General features: G+C 39.3%; 19 protein-coding genes. 5 read left to right on the plus strand and 14 right to left on the minus strand.

Translation table 11 applies throughout. From position 1 onward, the window contains the following. Positions 1-63: 63 nt before the first annotated feature. A complete protein-coding gene (gene apbC, locus INP94_RS09055; RefSeq protein ID WP_197543400.1) occupies positions 64-1,176 on the minus strand; it encodes an iron-sulfur cluster carrier protein ApbC in 1,113 nt (370 codons plus the stop codon). Between the two features lie 161 nt (positions 1,177-1,337). Between apbC and metG the strand changes: the two genes are divergently transcribed. Together metG and tehB are read left to right on the plus strand one after the other, a co-directional pair. Further along, positions 1,338-3,386, plus strand: coding sequence for a methionine--tRNA ligase (metG, locus tag INP94_RS09060; RefSeq protein WP_197543403.1), 2,049 nt, complete (start codon positions 1,338-1,340; stop codon positions 3,384-3,386). A 104-nt stretch (positions 3,387-3,490) separates the two neighbouring features. Further along, positions 3,491-4,351 carry an SAM-dependent methyltransferase TehB gene (tehB, locus tag INP94_RS09065; RefSeq protein WP_197543404.1) on the plus strand — a complete coding sequence of 287 codons (861 nt, stop codon included), beginning with the start codon at positions 3,491-3,493 and terminating at the stop codon, positions 4,349-4,351. 70 nt (positions 4,352-4,421) lie between these two features. On the opposite strand, the gene dapD is transcribed toward tehB, so the two are convergent. From dapD to INP94_RS09085, 4 genes are all read right to left on the minus strand, one after another. Then, entirely contained in the window at positions 4,422-5,249 is an 828-nt protein-coding gene (gene dapD / locus INP94_RS09070) for a 2,3,4,5-tetrahydropyridine-2,6-dicarboxylate N-succinyltransferase (protein ID WP_005695977.1), read from the minus strand. A gap of 151 nt (positions 5,250-5,400) precedes the next feature. Then, positions 5,401-5,865 carry an outer membrane lipoprotein gene (locus tag INP94_RS09075; RefSeq protein ID WP_049365852.1) on the minus strand — a complete coding sequence of 155 codons (465 nt, stop codon included), beginning with the start codon at positions 5,863-5,865 and terminating at the stop codon, positions 5,401-5,403. A gap of 23 nt (positions 5,866-5,888) precedes the next feature. Next, positions 5,889-6,188, minus strand: a complete 300-nt coding sequence (locus INP94_RS09080; protein ID WP_005695975.1) for a hypothetical protein — start codon at positions 6,186-6,188, stop codon at positions 5,889-5,891. A gap of 4 nt (positions 6,189-6,192) precedes the next feature. Then, a complete protein-coding gene (locus INP94_RS09085; RefSeq protein ID WP_197543405.1) occupies positions 6,193-6,762 on the minus strand; it encodes a VOC family protein in 570 nt (189 codons plus the stop codon). Between the two features lie 88 nt (positions 6,763-6,850). Here INP94_RS09085 and argS point away from each other — a divergent pair, with 88 nt between their 5' ends. After that, positions 6,851-8,584 carry an arginine--tRNA ligase gene (gene argS, locus INP94_RS09090; RefSeq protein ID WP_197543406.1) on the plus strand — a complete coding sequence of 578 codons (1,734 nt, stop codon included), beginning with the start codon at positions 6,851-6,853 and terminating at the stop codon, positions 8,582-8,584. 34 nt (positions 8,585-8,618) lie between these two features. On the opposite strand, the gene smrB is transcribed toward argS, so the two are convergent. After that, positions 8,619-9,128 carry an endonuclease SmrB gene (gene smrB / locus INP94_RS09095; protein WP_049384268.1) on the minus strand — a complete coding sequence of 170 codons (510 nt, stop codon included), beginning with the start codon at positions 9,126-9,128 and terminating at the stop codon, positions 8,619-8,621. An 84-nt stretch (positions 9,129-9,212) separates the two neighbouring features. Here smrB and prmB point away from each other — a divergent pair, with 84 nt between their 5' ends. Continuing rightward, positions 9,213-10,157 carry a 50S ribosomal protein L3 N(5)-glutamine methyltransferase gene (gene prmB, locus INP94_RS09100; protein ID WP_197543407.1) on the plus strand — a complete coding sequence of 315 codons (945 nt, stop codon included), beginning with the start codon at positions 9,213-9,215 and terminating at the stop codon, positions 10,155-10,157. Between the two features lie 97 nt (positions 10,158-10,254). Continuing rightward, complete coding sequence (locus tag INP94_RS09105; protein WP_197543408.1) at positions 10,255-11,319, plus strand: MFS transporter; 1,065 nt, start codon at positions 10,255-10,257, stop codon at positions 11,317-11,319. Positions 11,320-11,378: 59 nt separating this feature from the next. On the opposite strand, the gene cysB is transcribed toward INP94_RS09105, so the two are convergent. The 8 genes from cysB to INP94_RS09145 form a co-directional block, all read right to left on the minus strand. Further along, positions 11,379-12,350: an HTH-type transcriptional regulator CysB gene (cysB, locus tag INP94_RS09110; protein WP_197543409.1), complete on the minus strand. Its 972-nt coding sequence runs from the start codon at positions 12,348-12,350 to the stop codon at positions 11,379-11,381. A 12-nt stretch (positions 12,351-12,362) separates the two neighbouring features. After that, positions 12,363-13,373 (minus strand): 23S rRNA pseudouridine(2605) synthase RluB, encoded by a 1,011-nt coding sequence (rluB, locus tag INP94_RS09115; RefSeq protein ID WP_080970263.1) that lies wholly within the window; start codon positions 13,371-13,373, stop codon positions 12,363-12,365. 39 nt (positions 13,374-13,412) lie between these two features. Continuing rightward, positions 13,413-14,036: an L-threonylcarbamoyladenylate synthase gene (locus INP94_RS09120; protein ID WP_070592197.1), complete on the minus strand. Its 624-nt coding sequence runs from the start codon at positions 14,034-14,036 to the stop codon at positions 13,413-13,415. A 122-nt stretch (positions 14,037-14,158) separates the two neighbouring features. Then, entirely contained in the window at positions 14,159-15,028 is an 870-nt protein-coding gene (gene sucD, locus INP94_RS09125; RefSeq protein WP_197543410.1) for a succinate--CoA ligase subunit alpha, read from the minus strand. A 2-nt stretch (positions 15,029-15,030) separates the two neighbouring features. Then, entirely contained in the window at positions 15,031-16,197 is a 1,167-nt protein-coding gene (gene sucC, locus INP94_RS09130; protein WP_197543411.1) for an ADP-forming succinate--CoA ligase subunit beta, read from the minus strand. A 123-nt stretch (positions 16,198-16,320) separates the two neighbouring features. Beyond that, complete coding sequence (odhB, locus tag INP94_RS09135) at positions 16,321-17,547, minus strand: 2-oxoglutarate dehydrogenase complex dihydrolipoyllysine-residue succinyltransferase (protein WP_197543412.1); 1,227 nt, start codon at positions 17,545-17,547, stop codon at positions 16,321-16,323. 56 nt (positions 17,548-17,603) lie between these two features. Beyond that, positions 17,604-20,411, minus strand: coding sequence for a 2-oxoglutarate dehydrogenase E1 component (gene sucA / locus INP94_RS09140; RefSeq protein ID WP_197544295.1), 2,808 nt, complete (start codon positions 20,409-20,411; stop codon positions 17,604-17,606). Between the two features lie 149 nt (positions 20,412-20,560). Then, a complete protein-coding gene (locus INP94_RS09145) occupies positions 20,561-21,265 on the minus strand; it encodes a ComEA family DNA-binding protein (RefSeq protein WP_197543413.1) in 705 nt (234 codons plus the stop codon). Positions 21,266-21,351 lie beyond the last annotated feature (86 nt).

Raw genomic sequence — 21,351 nt, forward strand, 5'->3', positions numbered from 1 at the left:
AAAAAAATAACCGCACTTTAGATGACCTAAAGTGCGGTTAATTTTTTTTTAGTGTTTTTGTGATTATTTCACTTCGCGGAATAAAATCTCGCTTGGAATCACAGAACCTTGCCAGTAAAGCTCAGTTGACACTTTCTCTGCTAAATCTAAGAAAGATTTCGTAATTTCACTGTCTGGTGCGGCAACTACGGTTGGTTTACCCGCATCCAAATCTTGACGAACTTGGATATTCAACGGTAACTGACCTAATACTTTCACATTGTATTTTTGTGCCATTTTTTCTGCACCACCAGTACCGAAAATTGCTTCGTGGTGTCCACAATTGCTACAAATATGCATAGACATATTTTCCACAATACCTAACACGGGTACAGACACACGTTCAAACATCGATACACCTTTCACGGCATCTAATAACGCAATATCTTGTGGCGTGGTAACCACTACAGCTCCTGTTACAGGAATTTGTTGTGAAAGGGTTAATTGGATATCACCTGTACCCGGAGGCATATCGATCACTAAGTAATCCAAGCTATCCCATAAGGTTTCATTTAAAAGTTGGCTTAATGCACTACTTGCCATTGGACCACGCCAAATCGTTGCATTATCTTCATCCATTAAGAAACCAATCGAGTTTGCAGATAAACCATATGCTTTAATTGGGGTGATATGTTGGTTATCCGGTGAAGTTGGACGTTGATGTGGTGCACCTAACATATGCGGAATAGATGGACCATAAATATCTGCATCTAAGATCCCTACGCGAGCACCTTGAGCTTGTAAAGCAAGGGCAAGGTTAACCGAAACGGAGGATTTCCCTACCCCGCCTTTACCTGAAGTCACTGCAATGATGTTCTTCACACCTTTTACAGCGGGTTGATTATTCGCACGTTTTAACGTTGCGATTTGATAATTCACTACCCATTTGATTTCTTTGCTATCCGTTGCTTTTAATAATGCATCAGAAAGCTGTTGTTTCACTTGCTCCACGCCAGTGTTCCATGCAAAAGGCAGTTGTAATTCAATACGCAATACATCGCCACCTTTTTCGACTTTCTTCAAAGTATTTAATGCGATTAAATCTTTTTGCAAACTTGGGTGTTGAAATTGTTGGAAAAGTTGCAGAACCTGAGCTTGTTGTTCTGCTGTTAAATTTTCAGAAAAAGCAGTTGCCATAATATTCCTTTAATAGTAGTAGGTAGTAGAGTAAATTTGTCAGGGATATTCTACCCCTTTTTCCCCTCAAATGTTAAGCTAAAAGTATAACTAAACTAGAAAAAATCACACTAATCGGGTAACATACTCGCAATTTTTGCAAAAAGAATAAGAGAAAAATAATGACAACTCAACCTCGTAAAATTTTAGTCACATGTGCATTACCTTATGCAAATGGTGCCATTCATTTAGGCCATATGTTAGAACACATTCAAGCGGATATTTGGGTGCGTTTCCAACGTATGCGTGGTAATAAAATTTATTTTGTGTGTGCTGATGATGCACATGGCACACCAATTATGCTTAATGCTGATAAATTAGGTATCACACCAGAAGAATTAATCGCAAAAGCAAAAGCCGATCACGTACGTGATTTTGCAGGTTTTAATATCAGTTTTGATAACTATCACTCTACTCACAGTGAAGAAAATAAACAACTCACCGCTGATATTTACAATAAATTAAAAGCAAAAGGCTTCATTAAAACAAAAGTCATTTCTCAGTTATTCGATCCTGAAAAGAACATGTTCTTACCGGATCGTTTCGTCAAAGGGACTTGCCCAAAATGTAAAGCTGAAGATCAATATGGTGATAACTGCGAAGTTTGTGCTTCGACTTATAGCCCGATGGATTTAATTAATCCTCATTCAGCTGTATCTGGTGCAACACCAATCATCAAAGAATCTGAACATTTCTTCTTTGACTTACCCGCTTTTGAAGGCATGTTAAAAGAATGGACACGCTCAGGCTCACTTCAGCCTGAAATTGCAAACAAAATGCAAGAATGGTTTGAAAGTGGTTTACAACAATGGGATATTTCTCGTGATGCCCCTTATTTTGGTTTTGAAATCCCAGGCGCAAAAGATAAATTCTTCTATGTTTGGTTGGATGCGCCAATTGGCTACATGGCTTCTTTTAAAAATCTCTGCGATCGTGAAGGCATTGATTTTAATGAATTCTGGGGCGAAAACAGCGATGCAGAACTTTATCACTTTATTGGTAAAGATATCGTGTATTTCCACAGTCTATTCTGGCCAGCGATGTTAGAAGGGAGCGAATTCCGCAAACCAACCAATGTGTTTGCTCACGGTTATGTCACCGTAGATGGTGCAAAAATGTCAAAATCACGCGGTACATTTATCCAAGCTAGCACCTATTTAAATCACATTGATCCGGAATGTTTGCGTTACTACTACGCAGCAAAATTAAACGATCGTATCGAAGATCTCGATTTCAATTTGGAAGATTTCGTTCAACGAGTCAATACAGATATCGTTAATAAATTAGTCAATTTAGCGTCTCGTAATGCGGGCTTTATCACAAAACGTTTTGAAGGCAAATTAGCAGATAAATTAGAAGACGAAGCGCTTTTTGCTGAATTTACTGCACAAGCTGAACAAATCGCTGCTTATTATGAAAGCCGCGAATACAATAAAGCGATTCGTGAAATCATGGCATTAACCGATAAAGCCAATAAATATATTGATGAAAAAGCCCCTTGGGTCATTGCAAAAGAAGAAAGCAAAGAGGCTGAATTACAAGCAGTTTGCTCAATGGGTATCGAGCTTTTCCGTGTATTAATGTCTTACTTAAAACCGGTTCTTCCGAAACTGGCTGAACGTGCAGAAGCCTTCTTACAAACAGAACTAACATGGGATAATATTGCACAGCCATTATTGGGTCATCAGCTTACCCCATTTAAAGCCCTTTTCTCGCGTTTAGAGAAAAAACAAATTGATGCTGTCGTGGAAGAAACTAAAGCACTGTTTGCTGAGACAAATAAAGCGACAGAAAAAACTGCGGCAAAACCAACCGCACTTTCAAACATCGAACCCATTGCTGACACCATTACCATTGACGATTTTGCTAAAATCGATATGCGTGTGGCAAAAGTGCTGAAATGCGAAGCCGTACCAGAATCAAATAAACTCTTACGTTTTGAATTAGATTTAGGTGACCATACTCGTCAAGTGTTCTCAGGCATTAAAGCGGCTTATAGCAAACCTGAAGAATTAGAAGGTCGTTTTGTTATTGTGGTTGCGAACCTGGCACCACGCAAAATGAAATTCGGTGTATCAGAAGGAATGATTCTCTCCGCTGGTACTGGTGGAAGTGATTTATTCTTACTTTCTGCTGATAGCGGTGTCACTGCAGGTATGCAAGTAAAATAATTTAATATTTAGGCGACTTAGGTCGCCTTTTTTATTGCTAAATAGAATCAAATAACCTACCATAGCAATCAGCTATTTATTACGCAAATTAAAAGGAATTCATTATGACAAACGAACTTATCTGTTATAAACAAATGCCAGTTTGGACAAAAGATAAATTACCTAAAATGTTCCAAGAAAAGCACAATACTAAAGTGAGCACTTGGGGCAAACTTACGGTGCTAAAAGGTAAACTTAAGTTTTATGAGCTAACTGAAGATGGTGATGTTATTGCTGAACATATTTTCACGCCTGAAAGTAATATTCCGTTCGTCGAGCCACAAGCCTGGCACCGAGTTGAAGCCCTTTCTGATGACTTAGAATGTACACTTGGTTTCTACTGTAAAAAAGAAGATTACTTCAGTAAAAAATACAATATGACGGCAACGCACGGTGATGTGGTTGATGCAGCTAAAATTATCAAACCTTGTAAGGTGTTAGATTTAGGCTGCGGACAAGGTCGTAACTCCCTTTATTTAAGTTTAAAAGGCTACGATGTGACCTCTTGGGATCATAACGAAAACAGCATTGCCTTCTTAAACGAAACCAAAGATAAAGAAAACTTGAATATTAAAACGGCTGTGTATGATATTAACACGGCTAATATTCAAGAAAACTACGACTTTATTGTATCTACCGTGGTATTTATGTTCTTAAATCGTGAGCGAATTCCTGCCATTATTAAGAATATGCAAGAACACACCAACCCAGGCGGTTATAATTTAATTGTAGCCGCGATGTCTACGCCTGAAGTACCTTGTCCACTTCCTTTCTCATTTACATTCTCTGAAGGTGAATTGAAAGAATATTATAAAGATTGGGAATTCTTAGAATATAACGAAAATATGGGCGAATTACATAAAACCGACGAAAACGGCAATCGCATCAAATTAAAATTTGCGACAATATTAGCAAGAAAAAAATAATTCGCTAATTTAGAAAATAAAATGACCGCACTTTATCTATCAAGTGCGGTCATTTTTTATGGGATTTTAATTACTCTTCAATAGAACGTAATAACTCGTTGATACCTACTTTACCTAAAGTTTTTGCATCAACTTTTTTCACGATCACTGCACAGTATAAGCTGTATTTACCACATTTTGATGGGAGGCTACCAGAAACTACTACAGAACCAGCAGGTACACGACCATAGAACACTTCACCCGTTTCACGATCATAGATTTTAGTTGATTGACCGATGAATACGCCCATAGAGATCACACAACCATCTTCAACAATCACGCCTTCAACCACTTCAGAACGCGCACCGATAAAACAGTTATCACCGATAATGGTTGGGTTCGCTTGTAATGGCTCTAATACACCACCGATACCCACACCACCAGATAAGTGAACATTTTTACCAATTTGTGCACATGAACCAACCGTTGCCCATGTATCAACCATGGTACCTTCACCCACGTATGCACCGATATTGACATAAGATGGCATTAATACACAATTTTTAGAAATGTATGCGCCTTTACGTACGGTTGCAGAAGGTACGACACGGAAACCTTCTTGAGCAAAACGCTCTTCGGTATAGTCAGCAAATTTTAATGCTACTTTGTCGTAGTATTTGGTTTCTGCACCATCAATGATTTGGTTATCATTGATACGGAAAGATAATAATACTGCTTTTTTCAACCATTGGTGAGTCACCCATTCACCATCAATCTTTTCTGCAACACGGTATTTACCGCTATCTAATCCTTCGATCACTTCTTCGATTGCTGCACGAGTTTGTGCATCAACTGTTTTAGGGGTAATTTCCGCACGTTTTTCAAATGCAGCTTCAATAACTTGTTGTAAATTTGACATTTTGCTTCCTATTGTTGATGTGAAATAACGGTTGCTAGTTTTATCATATTTTTGACTTTCAAGCAAAAAACAACCGCACTTTCTTTTGATTTAACACATAAAAAAAAGCGAACCTTATTATGGCTCGCTTTTTTCTATTTTTTCGTTTAAGTTAGTTGATAACAGAAACATTTAATGATGAACCGCCAACGATTCTTACGCGACGACCTGCTTTAAAGCTAGGATCTGCTTTTTGAACCACAACGATCTCTTCTCTATTATCTTTTCTGATAACAAGCTCTGCACCATTAACTTGGCTCATTTTCTCTTCAGCTTTGCTACCAATAATCGCCCCACCAATTGCACCTACTGCAGTTGCAATTGCTTGTCCAGTACCACCGCCAATTGTACTACCAGCGATACCACCTAAAGCACCACCACCAACTGTACCGATTACACCTGGATTATCCGCTTGGATTTTAACAGGACGAACAGAAACAATAGTACCATAGCTAATTGAACGCGCTTCTTTTGCTTGTCCAGCTTCATACACATCACCGCTAAAAATATCAGTGTTTGCACAACCGGTTAAGCCGATAGACATCATAAGTGCTAATGCTACTGTTACTTTTTTCATAAAACTAACCTTCTAAAAATGAATTAGATTGGGTTTCTTGGAGACCAAGTAGAAACGTTTTTCACGCCTTGACCGTTGTCAGATACTTTCACACAAGCACCAGTTACTAAAGTTGAATCGTATTTGTGAACGATAACTTCTGTTTCACCTTCTTGTTTGTATGAGCAGTCGTTTTTACGAACGGTTAATTTTACATCATCACCTTGGAATTCGGTGAAGATAACTTGACCTTTATAAGCACTTTCATCTTTTTGTGATTGAGATGAACAAGCTGATAAACCTAAACTTAATAAGACAGTTAATGCTAAGGTAATTTTTTTCATTACACTAAACCTCGAGTATTTTCTTTATTGTATAAGGATGAACCTTTATGCAAACGTGATTTTCTGTTTTATCAACAAAACTCACTGCAATGGATGGATTGGGCAATTGCTCCCCTTCCGCTTTAGGTTCGCTCACCTTCATGGTTAATTGAGTTAGTTCCTTCCATAAAAATGTATTGCAAATTCGATTAACCCAATCCTCAACAGATTCATGAGATAAAAACGGCATTACAATTTCAATATGTTCCCAAGTTTCTTGGGGATATTGTTTATTTTTAGGAAACGGTAATTCAATAACATCGACAGGCTGACCAATAAAATCAACTGGCTCATCTAATTCAATCAAATAGATAGGACGCCCATTGACGATATTATCGCTTAAAATTCTACCGCACTTTAATAACTCTGTCAGCCAATTTTTTGCTTTTTCTTCAGTATTTGCTCTTAAAGCTAAATGATCAATTTGATAATCCGCTAAGTTCACTTTCATGACGGCAGCTAATTGCTGAATATTTTCCTGAAATAAAGGCAACTCTTGATAAAGTGCGGTCGATTTTTCCATTAAATTTGACATTTTCTCCAGCTCTTACTTTGAGAAATCTATAAACAACGGTATCATAGCCGATTATTTTCATTATTCAATTTCAAGATTAGGAAAAACCGTGAATATTCAATCTATTTTATCCGATAAAATTAAACAAGCGATGATTGCTGCTGGCGCAGATGAACAATGTGATGCGCTTATTCGCCAATCAGGTAAACCACAATTTGGCGATTACCAAGCAAACGGCATCATGGCTGCTGCTAAAAAACTAGGTTTAAATCCACGTGAATTTGCACAAAAAGTATTAGATCATGCGGATCTTTCTGGTGTCGCAGAAAAAACTGAAATTGCTGGTCCAGGTTTTATTAATATTTTCTTAAATCCTACTTGGTTAGCGGATAACGTTTCTGCAGCATTAAAAGATCAAAATCTTGGTGTCAACGCAAATGAAAAACAAACCATCGTGATTGATTATTCTTCACCAAACGTTGCGAAAGAAATGCACGTAGGTCACTTACGTTCTACCATCATCGGTGATGCCGTTGTTCGTACCCTTGAATTTTTAGGCCACAACGTTATTCGTGCGAATCACGTGGGTGACTGGGGTACCCAATTCGGTATGCTCATTGCTTATCTTGAAAAAATGGAAAATGAACATGCGAGCGAGATGGAGCTTCAAGATCTTGAAGCATTCTATCGCGAAGCGAAAAAACATTATGATGAAGATGAAGCTTTCGCTGAAAAAGCCCGTAACTATGTGGTGAAATTGCAAGGTGGAGATGAATATTGCCGTACAATGTGGAAAAAATTAGTCGATATCACCATGCAACAAAACCAACGTAACTACGATCGTTTGAATGTCACATTGACTGAAAAAGATGTGATGGGTGAAAGTCTTTATAACCCGATGTTACCTGCTATCGTTGAAGATCTGAAAAAACAAGGTTTAGCAGTTGAAGATGAAGGTGCATTGGTCGTTTATCTTGATGAATTCAAAAACAAAGAAGGCGAACCGATGGGCGTTATCGTTCAGAAGAAAGATGGCGGTTTCCTTTATACCACTACCGATATTGCGGCGGCGAAATACCGTTATGAAACCTTAAAAGCGGATCGCGCATTAGTATTCTCTGATACACGTCAAAGCCAACACATGCAACAAGCGTGGTTAATTACGCGTAAAGCCGGTTATGTACCAGATAGCTTCTCACTTGAACATAAAAACTTCGGTATGATGTTGGGTAAAGATGGTAAACCATTCAAAACTCGTACTGGCGGCACCGTAAAATTAGCAGATTTATTAGACGAAGCGATTGAGCGTGCCACTGTATTAATCAACGAGAAAAATACCAATTTATCTGATGAAGAAAAAACTGCGGTTATTGAAGCAGTAGGTATTGGCTCGGTGAAATATGCGGATCTTTCCAAAAACCGCACAACTGACTATGTGTTCGATTGGGATAATATGCTCAGTTTTGAAGGTAATACCGCGCCTTATATGCAATATGCTTATACGCGTATTCGTTCAATTTTCAATAAAGCAAACATGAATCCAACCGCTCTTGCAGAAGCGAAAATTCAGCTTTCAGATGAAAAAGAACGTGCATTAGCGATCAAATTGCTTCAATTTGAAGAAGCGGTTCAAACGGTGGGAAAAGAAGGGACACCGCATGTGCTCTGTGCTTATTTATATGAGTTGGCGGGTGTATTCTCTTCATTCTATGAACACTGCCCAATCTTAAATGCAGAAGATGAAAACGTAAAATTAAGCCGTTTAAAACTCGCTTCTCTTACAGAGAAAACCTTAAAACAAGGTTTAGCGTTATTAGGCATTAAGACAATCGAAAAAATGTAAAAAAATTGCGGTCAATTTCGACCGCACTTTTTCTTTATACATCCACTAAAATGAGTATCGCCGCTTCTCCACCCCATTCTTTAGGTGCTTGGTGTAACGCTCGGACTTTAGGATGCTGAACTAACCAACGTGGAATTTGTTTTTTCAACGTAAACGTGCCATAGCCGGTCATGATGCTCGCGCAATAAACATGCTCATCTTCACAAGCTAACAACAGTGCTGCCAATTCCATTTTGGCTTGTTCACGGGTTAAACCATGTAAATCCAAAAATAATTCAGGTGAAAAATCACCACGACGAAGTTGTTTTAATAAATGGCTATCTTCCCCTTCGCGTAAATATTTGATGACACCATCATGTTCATTTAGCAATGGTTCATACTCATCAGAAAAATAGAAAAGCGTATCCTCTTTTTCTCGAATATCACGTAAAGGGGATTTTTTTTGACTGCTCTTTTGACGAGGTGCCACAAAGGTATCTTGCTTAATAGGTTTGATCCCTTTTGTTTCTGCCCGAAAAAGATCAAAATCATCTGGTTCTGTCATTATTTTTCTCAATTTGTTAGTTTGCTTAATGATAGCACATCTATTCTATGGTATAACTAGCCAAAATTTTTATTGAGGCACAAAATGGAAACCTTACACAATCAAGAACTTGTTGCGACAATTTTAGAAGATAATGTGGCAAATGAATTAACGACCATTCAAGATTTTTTACGCTGGACATACAGCACGTTCAACCGTTCTGATATTTACTACGGGCAAGGCCATGACAATGCGTGGGATGAAAGCCTTCAATTAGTGCTTGCAGGACTTCAATTACCGCTCGATTTACCGCAAGATTTATTTAACAGTAAACTGACTCATTCTGAAAAAGAGACTTTAGTACAATTAGTTTTAAGTCGTATTGAACAACGTGTGCCAGTCGCTTATTTAACGAATAGTGCGTGGTTCTGCGGATTAGAGTTTTATGTGGATGAGCGTACGATTATTCCTCGCTCGCCAATTAGTGCATTAATCCAAGATAAATTTGCTCCGCTTTTAAAATCTGAACCAAAACGTATTTTAGATCTTTGTACTGGTAGTGGTTGTATCGCAATCGCGACTGCTGAAGCCTTTCCTGAAGCGGAAGTGGATGCGGTCGATCTTTCTGTGGATGCGTTAAATGTGGCAGAGATCAATATTGCTCGCCACCAATTAGAACACCGTGTTTTCCCGATTCAATCAGATTTATTCCAAAATCTCTTCGGTCAGCAATATGATTTAATCGTGACCAACCCACCTTATGTGGATGAAGAAGACTTAGCGGATATGCCGGAAGAATTTCATTATGAGCCAGAGTTGGCTTTAGGTTCCGGTGTTGATGGTTTAGAAATTACAAAACAAATTTTAAAACAAGCACCAGATTATTTAACACCAAATGGCATGCTCGTTTGCGAAGTGGGTAACAGCATGGTGAGCCTTATCGAGCAATACCCAGATGTGCCATTTGAATGGGTTGAACTAAAAAATGGTGGCCTGGGTGTATTTGCCATTAGCCGCGAAGATTTAGTGAAATATCACGATTCTTTTTAATCTCAAGTGCGGTTAAAAATCATCGTAAATTTTGACCGCACTTACAAATTACTGGCGCGCGTTCTTAACGCGTGCTTTTCTTTTTTAAATAAAACCAATGAATTTACAAAAACTTTTACTGACTCGTCGTTTCTTTTCTACCCTTGCATTCTTTTCCATGCAAACGGTATTTTTCATCTATTTACAAGGAAAAGGATTAAGCAACAGTGAAATTGCCTTTTCGCTCTCGTTGCTTTTTTTCTGCAATCAAGCATTGGCTATTTTAGCTGGCATTTGGGGCGATCGTTTTGGACTGGCCAAAATGATGTTGCTCGGGTGCTTTTTAGATGTCATCGCCTACATTTTCTTTCTCTCTGCAGATAATTATATTCTGCTTTTAATTGCCACCACCTGTTTTGGCTTAGGTAGCTGTTTGTTTGGTACTAATGCGAAAGCCTGCCTATTGGTACTCGCAGGTGAAGAATACAAAGAGAAAACCCGGTTACAGGGAAAATATTTGAAAGTCACTTCCATGTCTTCTATGTTTGCGCCTTTGTTGGTGATTCCATTTATCAAATACAATCATATTGAATGGTTGATTTGGGTCTGCTTTCTCATGGAAGCGATTCTCTTTGCCTTAATGGTTAAACCGTTTTATCAAATCCAAACTTTGCAAACCTTAGTGAAATTTCGCTTTGCCCAAATTAAAGAAATCATCACTAAAGAATTTTTATTAGTGCATTTGATGTTGTTTATTCCCCTTTCCATTGCAACATCATTCTTTGTGATCTTCCCGTTCCTATTTGATAACAAATTAGGCATGCCGGAACACTCCCCCATTGCACTTTTTGTGAATGGTTTACTGACAGTGTCATTACAAAGTTATTTTTCTCGAAAAATTAATTTAACGATTAAACAAACCCTATGGGTGGCACCAATCTTGGCTATTGGTATTATCCTGCCTTGGTTTATTACGTTGAAATATATTTCTGTAATTTCCGCTTATATTTACTTGGTCATTTTCACGGTGATTGAAGTCTATGCTTTAACCGCAATGGCAAATTTATTAGTAAAATTTGATAATGGTACAAACCGAGGGTTTATCTTTGGCTCATCACGATTATTGCTTTCTATCGCAACAGTTATCGTCATGAACTTAGTGCCACATTTGTTTTTATTGTAAAAAAAGAAACGGTCAGAATTCACATTAAATCCTGACCGCACTTTTATATTTTTCTATGCTTATTTCACATCTAATTCAATATTATCAAACAATTTTTTCACCGCGCTGTTATCACGTAATTTCTCAGCCTTTTCAACCATTGGTCGGGTTAAGTGTGGAGAGAAAAACTCAATAAAGTCATACATATAGTTACGTAAGAAAGTGCTGTGTTTAAACGCAATTTGCGTCATACTCGCACGGAATAAATGCCCAGCATCAATTGCCACTAAATCCTTATCTGCTGGTGTATGTGCCATAGATGCCATAATACCCACACCTAATCCTAAACGCACATAAGTTTTAATCACATCAGCATCCGTTGCGGTAAACACAATATTCGGCAGAATCCCCGCGCGGTTAAACGCATAATCCAAATCAGACACACCGGTAAAACCGAAGGTATAAGTGACTAACGGATATTTGCCTAACTCCTCAACAGTAAGATTTTTCACTTTTGCTAAAGGATGATCGGGTTTAACAATTACCGAACGATTCCACAAATAGCAAGGCAGTTGAATCAAATCATCAAAAAGATACGGTGCTTCTGTTGTGATCGCTAAATCTACTTCACCTGAAATCAATGCATCATGGATTTGCGTCGGTGAACCTTGATGAATATGTAAACTCACATCCGGATATTGTTTAGAGAAACGCTCAACCACAGCCGGCAACATATAACGCGCTTGCGTATTAGTTGTCGCAATGCGTAACACGCCATGATTCGGGCAAGTATATTCATTGGCCACTGATTTAATGCTTTGGGCTTTCACTAGAAGCTCACGAGCAATAGCGACGATTTTTTTACCTGCCGGTGTAATGGATTTAATGTGTTTACCATTACGCTCAAAAATCTCCAAACCTAATTCATCTTCTAACAAGCGAACCTGTTTACTGATACCAGGTTGAGAGGTATAAAGCGCATTCGCGGCTTCAGTCACATTTAAATTTTGGTTTACAATCTCAACAATGTAGCGGAGTTGCTGCATTTTCATCGCGAATACCACCTATTTTTTATAGCGTTTACTTAACTCAGTATAACGTTTTACTGCTTTACGAATTTGACCTGATTTTGGTCGACGACGAGGTTTTGTCACATCCAATTTAGTTTCGGTTTCAGGCGGTAAGCCTACTAATTCACGTAAATAGTTGACGTTTTCTAGATCCATTTCTTCCCAGCCACCACGTGGTAAACCTTTCATCAGCTTAATGTTGCCATAACGAATACGAATCAAGCGGCTCACTTGAATGCCTTGTGATTCCCACAGACGGCGTACTTCACGGTTACGACCTTCCATTAAAGTCACATCGTACCATTGGTTAATCCCCACACCACCTGCAAATTTGATTTCTTTGAAATTGGCTGGACCATCTTCCAACTGCACACCTTTACGTAAACGCGCTAACATGGCGTCATCCACTTGACCAAATACACGCACAGAATACTCACGTTCAACTTCTCGGCTTGGGTGCATTAAACGGTTAGCTAATTCGCCATCTGTTGTAAAAAGCAATAAGCCTGAAGTATTAATATCCAAACGACCTACCGCAATCCATCTTGCGCCATTTAGGCGTGGTAAACGATCGAATACGGTCGGACGGCCTTCAGGATCACTACGAGTACAAAGTTCACCTTCTGGTTTGTAATACATTAACACACGGCATACTTCTTTTTGTGCTTGTTGAAGATTGATGATACGACCATCAATACGCACTTTTACACCAGAATGTACATCGATACGATCACCAAGAGTCGCCATTTTGCCATCAACACTCACACGGTTCTCAGCAATCATTGCTTCAATTTCACGACGAGAGCCTTGTCCTGCTCGCGCAAGCACTTTCTGTAATTTTTCACCTTCTACAGTAGATTGACGAGATGGCTTAGCCACCTTAGCCTTAGGAGTTGATTTGATGTCAGAATTGACCGCACTTTTACGATCTTTACGCTCAAAGTGCGGTTGTTTTCCCGCTTGTTTTTCACGTTCTTGTCTGACTGGTTTTTGGATAGGTTTCATTTGTTTTCCTTTGTCGCTTTCCCAAGCGTCTAAAATAAGTTAAATGAAAGGATCGGTACTACCACTTCCTTCCCGTAAAATTACTGGCGATTCTTCCGTTAAATCCACCACCGTTGTTGGCTCTTGACCTAAATAACCACCATGAATAATTAAATCCACTTGGCGTTCTAAGCATTCGCGAATCTCTTCGGGATCGGAATAAGTCATATGTTCATTATCTGGCAACATCAGTGAGCAAGATAAAATCGGTTCACCTAATGCCTTCAATAAATCTAAGGCTATTTGATTATCTGGTACACGCAAGCCAATCGTTTTGCGTTTTGACGTCATTAATCGACGAGGAAGCTCTTTCGTCGCCGTCAAAATAAAGGTATAACGCCCCGGTGTATTGTTTTTAATTAAGCGATAAGCCACATTACTGACCGTTGCATAGGTTGAAAGCTCGGATAAATCGCTGCATACTAACGTAAAATTATGCCCGTCTGGCAATTTACGAATCGCTACGATACGATCCATCGCATGTTTATCGCCGATCATACAACCCAAGGCATAGCCCGAATCTGTCGGATACACAATGACGCCACCTTGACGCAAAATTTCTACCGCTTGATTAATCAAACGCGCTTGCGGATTTTCAGGGTGGATATAGAAAAATTGGCTCATAATTTTGTCCTTAAAAAACTGATGAGATTATACACCGATTTATAGGCAGGTTATAAGAATTTGTTATAAAAAACGACCGCACTTTGAAAACGAATCCAAAGTGCGGTCAATTTTTTAAGTTTTTATTTCAACAATTCACGGAGGGCTGAACCGATTTCAGCGAGACTTCTCACTGTCTTCACACCCGCCGCTTCAAGTGCAGCAATTTTATCTGCCGCTGTTCCTTTTCCACCGCTGATAATCGCTCCTGCATGTCCCATACGCTTGCCTTTTGGCGCCGTTACACCAGCGATATAAGCCACCACGGGTTTCGTTACATGAGATTTAATGAACAATGCCGCCTCTTCTTCTGCAGAGCCACCGATTTCACCAATCATCACGATGGCTTCAGTTTCAGGATCTTCTTGGAACCGTTTAAGAATATCAATGAAGTTAGATCCTGGAATAGGATCGCCGCCGATCCCTACGCAAGTGGATTGACCGAAACCTTCATCTGTTGTTTGTTTTACCGCTTCATAAGTCAAAGTACCTGAACGAGAAACAATGCCTACTCTGCCTTTTTTATGGATATTCCCCGGCATAATACCAATCTTACACTCATCCGGTGTAATCACACCTGGACAATTTGGACCGATCATCACAACACCCGTTTCATTTAATTTTTGTTTTACCAACAACATGTCCAATGTTGGAATGCCTTCTGTAATACAGACTACCAACTGAATACCTGCATCAATAGCTTCTAAAATGGCATCTTTACAAAATGGTGCTGGCACATAAATCATCGTTGCCGTAGCCCCTGTAGCTTGCACCGCTTCACGCACTGTATTAAATACCGGCAAGCCTAAGTGAGTTGTTCCGCCTTTATTCGGTGAAACGCCCCCCACTAATTTTGTGCCATAAGCCAATGCCTGTTCGCTGTGAAATGTTCCTTGCGCACCAGTGAAACCTTGGCAAATTACTTTTGTCTCTTTATTAATTAAAATTGCCATGATTATTCTCCTTTTGCCGCTTTCACTGCCGCTTGTGCTGCTTCTTGTAAACTATGTGCTGCAATTAAATTCACACCACTTTCGGTTAAAATTGCTCTGCCTTGTGGGGCATTGGTTCCTTCTAATCGAACCACAACAGGAACTTTTACACCGACCTCTTGAATCGCCGCTACGACACCTTCAGCAATCAGATCACAGCGTACAATTCCACCAAAAATATTCACTAAGACAGATTTCACATTTTTATCTGTAAGAATAATCTTAAAGGCTTCAGCCACGCGCTCTTTCGTTGCACCGCCACCAACATCAAGGAAGTTTGCAGGGTTACCACCATATAATTTCACGATATCCATTGTACCCATAGCAAGTCCTGCGCCATTGACCATACAGCCAATATCACCTTCCAAAGCAACATAGTTAAGCTGATATTTTTCTGCTTCTGCTTCACGTGCATCACTTTGACTTAAATCACGTAAGGCTAATAAATCAGGATGTCGATAAAGTGAGTTATCATCAATGCCCACTTTTGCATCTACGCAAATTAAATTGCCTTCTTTTGTCACCACGAGCGGATTGACTTCAACTAGAGAAAAATCTTTTTCGATAAAAAGCTGAGCGAGTTTTACAAAAATCTCGGCAAATTGTTTATTTTGTTCGCCGCTTAAACCAAGTTTAAAGGCTAATTCACGGCCTTGATATGGCATTCCACCCACGAGAGGATCAATTGTCACTTTATGAATTAATTCAGGCGTCTCTCTTGCCACATCCTCAATGCTCATCCCCCCTGCTGAAGAAGCCATAAAAACCACTTTCTGCGAAGCGCGATCAATCACTGCACCTAAGTAGAGTTCTTTCTCAATCTGGCAGGTTTCTTCAATATAAATGCTATTAACGGGTTGGCCTTTTTTATCAGTTTGGAAGGTGACTAAATGCTGGCCAAGCCATTTATCTGCAAAAGCACGCACCTCTTCTGCATTATGCACAAGCTTCACACCACCAGCCTTTCCACGTCCACCTGCGTGAACTTGACATTTCGCTATCCAAACATCACCATTCAGCTGAAAGAGTGCCATTTCAGCTTCATCTGCCGTTTGGCATACGACACCTTCACTCACCGGCAGAGCATATTGCTTAAAAAGCTGCTTAGCTTGGTACTCATGTAAATTCATATTTCCTTCCTATTTTTGATATTGTTTAGCGAAACAGACAAAAATTTGACCGCACTTCTTACTTTATTTCAATACGGAAAAATAAAAAAGGCTTTTCCCCTCAAAAGAGAAAAGCCTATGTGCTTAGATTTCTAATAATAAACGAGTTGGATCTTCTAATAAGTCTTTAATCGCCACTAAGAAGCCCACTGATTCACGACCATCAATTAAGCGGTGGTCATAAGATAATGCCAAATACATCATCGGACGAATCACAACTTGGCCATCTACCGCAACCGGGCGCTCTTTGATGGCATGCATGCCTAAAATTGCACTTTGCGGTGGATTGATAATTGGTGTAGACATTAAAGAACCAAATACGCCACCATTAGTAATAGTGAAGTTACCGCCTGTTAAATCTTCAACCGTTAATTTACCATCACGGCCTTTTTCTGCTAGAGATTTAATTTGTTTCTCAATATCTGCCATGCTGAGTTTGTCGCAGTTGCGTAATACTGGTGTCACTAAACCACGTGGGGTTGAAACGGCAATGCTAATATCAAAATAATTGTGATACACAATGTCATCACCATCAATTGAAGCATTCACTTCGGGATAACGTTTTAATGCTTCAACGACTGCTTTAATGTAGAAAGACATAAAGCCTAAACGGACACCATGTTGTTTTTCAAATTTTTCACCGTATGTTTTACGTAATTTCATAATCGGCTGCATATCCACTTCATTGAATGTCGTGAGCATTGCGGTGGTATTTTTAGCTTCTAATAAACGTTCTGCAATACGTTTACGTAAACGAGTCATCGGTACACGTTTTTCTGAACGAGAGCTATATGCCACAGTGCTAATCGTATTTTGCTCTGTCGCTACATCTTGTTTCGCTTTTTGAGCATCTCGTTTTGCTACTTCACGTGCAACATCTTCACGAGTAATACGGCCACCCACACCAGAACCTTGAATTTTCTCTGCATCTAAATCATGTTCAGCTAATAAACGACGAATAGCAGGGCCTTGATCCGCTGAATTATTGTGGCTATTTTCAATCGCTGCTTTTTGACGATCTGCTGGTGTTGGCTCATTGCCTTTCACTGTCTCTGATGAAATATCGCCCGCTTGTTGAGTAGAAAGTTTACCTAAAAGCTGTTTACTTACTACGGTTGCGCCTTCTTCTTGAAGAATTTCAGCCACTACGCCATCACTTAATGCTGGCACTTCAAGTACCACTTTATCTGTTTCGATTTCCACTAAAACTTCGTCACGTTTTACCGTCTCACCGACTTTTTTATGCCATGTTGCAACAGTTGCATCCGCAACGGATTCCGGTAAATCTGGAACAAGAATTTCGATTGTCATTTTATTTTCCTTTAAATTATTCTTTCTTTAAAAATTACAAAATTTCGACCGCACTTTTACAGTGTCAGTGCATCTTCTACCAATTGTTTTTGCTGTTTGGTGTGTAAAGACATATAACCTACTGCTGGTGAAGCTGAGGCTGGACGACCGGCATATTTTAACTTCACATGCTCAGGAAGCGAGCTGTCAAAGTTATGTTTACTGCAATACCAAGCACCTTGGTTTAATGGCTCTTCTTGACACCATACATAATCCGTCACATGAGCATAAGGCTCTAACGCTTTCTTCACATCTTCATGTGGATATGGATAAAGCTGTTCAATACGAATAATCGCCACATCTATTTGGTTATTCGCACGGCGTTTTTCTAAGAGATCGTAATACACTTTACCTGAGCATAGAACCACGCGTTTAACTTGTTTTGGATCGATATCATCAATTTCACCAATGACAGTTTGGAATGTGCCATTTACTAATTCATCCATACTTGAGACGGCAAGTGGATGACGTAATAAAGATTTTGGTGAAATACCAATTAATGGACGACGCATTTTACGGATCGCTTGGCGGCGTAACATGTGATAAACCTGTGCGGGTGTAGATGGAATACACACTTGCATATTCTGTTCAGCACAAAGTTGTAAATAACGCTCTAAACGAGCAGATGAGTGCTCTGGACCTTGGCCTTCATAACCATGTGGTAATAACATCACCAAACCGCACATTCTGCCCCATTTTTGTTCTCCAGAACTAATAAATTGGTCAATTACGATTTGTGCGCCGTTTGCGAAGTCACCAAACTGTGCTTCCCAAATGGTTAATGTTTTTGGATCTGTTGTGGCATAACCATATTCAAAAGCCAATACGGCTTCTTCGGATAATACAGAATCCCACACCTCAAAACGACCTTGGTTAGCGTGTAAATGTGTTAATGGCACATAGCCTGTCCCGTCATTTTGGTTATGCACAACTGCATGGCGGTGGAAGAACGTACCACGTCCTGCATCTTCACCTGATAAACGAACATTAGCACCTTCATCTAATAAGGTTGCGTATGCCATAGTTTCCGCCATACCCCAATCGAACAATTTCTCGCCTTTTGCCATTTCACGGCGATCAGCATAGATTTTTTCGACACGAGGATGTGCACGCAAGGTTTCTGGATATTCACTAACACGCTCCGCTAAAGTTTGGAAACGTTCTTGTGGGAATTTGCTTTCGTAAGGAGATGTCCAGTCATAGTTGAGATATTGCAACCAGTCCATTTGGGCGATATCCATTTCTCGCCATTCTTTCACTACGCGATTGCCATTATCTAAGGCATCACGATAAAGATTCATCATCTCGATAGCTTCTTCTTCGGTAATCACCCCTTCAGCAATTAAACGATCAGCATAGACTTTGCGTGGCGTTGGATGTTTTTTGATGATGCTATACATCATTGGTTGAGTGGCTAATGGCTCATCAGCCTCATTATGACCATGACGACGATAAGAAATCAGATCAATGAAAATATCGCGTTTGAATAAATTGCGATATTCCACCGCCATTCTCGCCGCAAAAGCGACCGCTTCAGGATCATCACCGTTTACATGAATAATCGGTGCCTGAATCATTTTCGCGATGTCCGTACAGTATTCTGTTGAACGGGTATCATTTGGGTTAGAGGTAGTAAAACCGATTTGGTTATTGATCACAATGCGGATTGTGCCACCAACGGTATAACCACGTGCATTAGACATATTCAAGGTTTCTTGTACAACACCTTGTCCCGCTACCGCTGAATCCCCATGAACAGTTACTGCTAATACTTGATTACGTTCTGTATCATTCTTTTTGGTTTGACGAGAACGTACCGCACCAATCACTACTGGGCTGACAATTTCTAAGTGTGACGGGTTAAATGCCAGGGTTAAATGCACACGACGATCATCTACCGCGAAGTCAGAAGAGAAACCTTGGTGGTATTTCACGTCACCTGTACGTTCGCCTGAATGTTTACCCGCAAACTCATCGAAAAGATCTTCGGGTTTCTTACCAAGCACATTCACTAACATATTTAAACGGCCACGGTGTGCCATACCAAACATGACATCTTGTACACCTTGTTTGCTCGCATGACGAATAATTTCTTTCATCAATGGAATAAAGGCATCACTTCCCTCTAAAGAGAAACGTTTTGCACCCGGGAATTTCGCACCAAGATAGCGTTCTAACCCATCCGCAGCGGTCAATTCACTTAATAAATTAATTTTTTCTTCTTTAGTAAAGAGCGGTTTATTTAATTGGCTTTCTAATTTGCTTTGTAGCCAACTTTTCTGCTCCATATCTTGAACATGCATAAACTCAAGACCAATTGAACCACAATAGGTCTCTTTCAGCATTTTAGCTAAATCACCTAATTTGATGTTATCGCGATGATAAACGTAGTGATTAATATTGAAGGTTTCATTGAGATCCTGCTCGGTAAAACCGTGATAACGGTAATCCAACTCAGGTACGCTGGAAACTTTCCAACGATAATAATTGATTGGGTCAAGTTTCGCTTCTAAATGACCGCGGAAGCGATAAGCATTGATAAATTGGAGGACTTTGACTAATTTAGCACTGGCTTCTGGATCGATAACCGTCACAGCTTCTGTTGTATTTTCTCTTGCTAAACGACGGAAATAATCACGGACTGGTGAATGTGGTTGCTCCACTGCGGTTGTTTTCGGCAATGCATCAAACGTGGCACGCCAGCTTTCATCAACTGAAGATGGATCTTCTAAATAACGTTCGTATAACTCCTCAATATACGATTGATTAGAACCACCCAAAGCGGTTGAAGCCAACCATTCATCAAAGGCATTGTAATGCTGCATATCTACCCCTTGTATTACATGATGTTGTCCACCCATTATACATAGGATAAAAAAAGAAATAATCCTCAAATCACACTTTGTTACAATTTTGTGATCTACTTCAACAAAAAAACCGCACATAAAGTGCGGTCTATTTTATCTGAGTTTTCTTAGAAACTTAAGAATGGCGTAATTTTTTCAATTGTAGCTTCACCGATACCATCAATATTAGAAAGCTCGGCAGCACTTTTGATTTTGCCCACTTTGTTACGGTAATCAATAATCGCTTGTGCTTTTTTCTCACCGATACCAGAAAGTTTTTGTAATGTTTCTGCATCCGCTTTATTGATGTTTACTTTTGCAGAAGAAGACACTTTCTCTTTTGCTGACTCTTTTGTTGAAGTCGCTTTTTCTTTCACTTCTTTTACTTTATCTGCGGCTTTTGTTTTTGCTTCAGATGCTTTTTCTTTCGCATTATCTTTCACTGAATTGAATTTTTCAGTGGCTTTGTCTTTAATTGACGGTTGATTATTCTCAGTCGCTTTTTCTTTTAAAGCAGATGCTTTCTCTTTTACCGCATCTTTTGCAGAAGTCGCTTTATCTTTCATTGCATCTTTCGCAGATGTTGCTTTTTCTTTAGCTTCAGTTACTTTATCTAATGCATTTGATTTCGTTGAACTCGCACTATCAGTCATTGATTTAAGCTTATCATTTGCCGCATTTTTCACGTCAGCTTTTGTACTTTCAACCATTGATTTTGAATTAGTTACGACTGATTCTTTTGTTGGTAATACAGATGTATTCGTTGCTAATGCAGAACCTGATACCGCTAATGCAAGTGATGTTAATGTTAAAAGTGATTTTAAAGATTTCATAAAAACTCCTGTTTTGTTATTAATAGGCTCGACAAGCGAACCTGTATGCTAAGACTTATCTTAAAAAAATTAGTTCAAAACAAAAA

This window comes from Haemophilus parainfluenzae, from assembly GCF_014931395.1.
Taxonomy (GTDB): domain Bacteria; phylum Pseudomonadota; class Gammaproteobacteria; order Enterobacterales; family Pasteurellaceae; genus Haemophilus_D.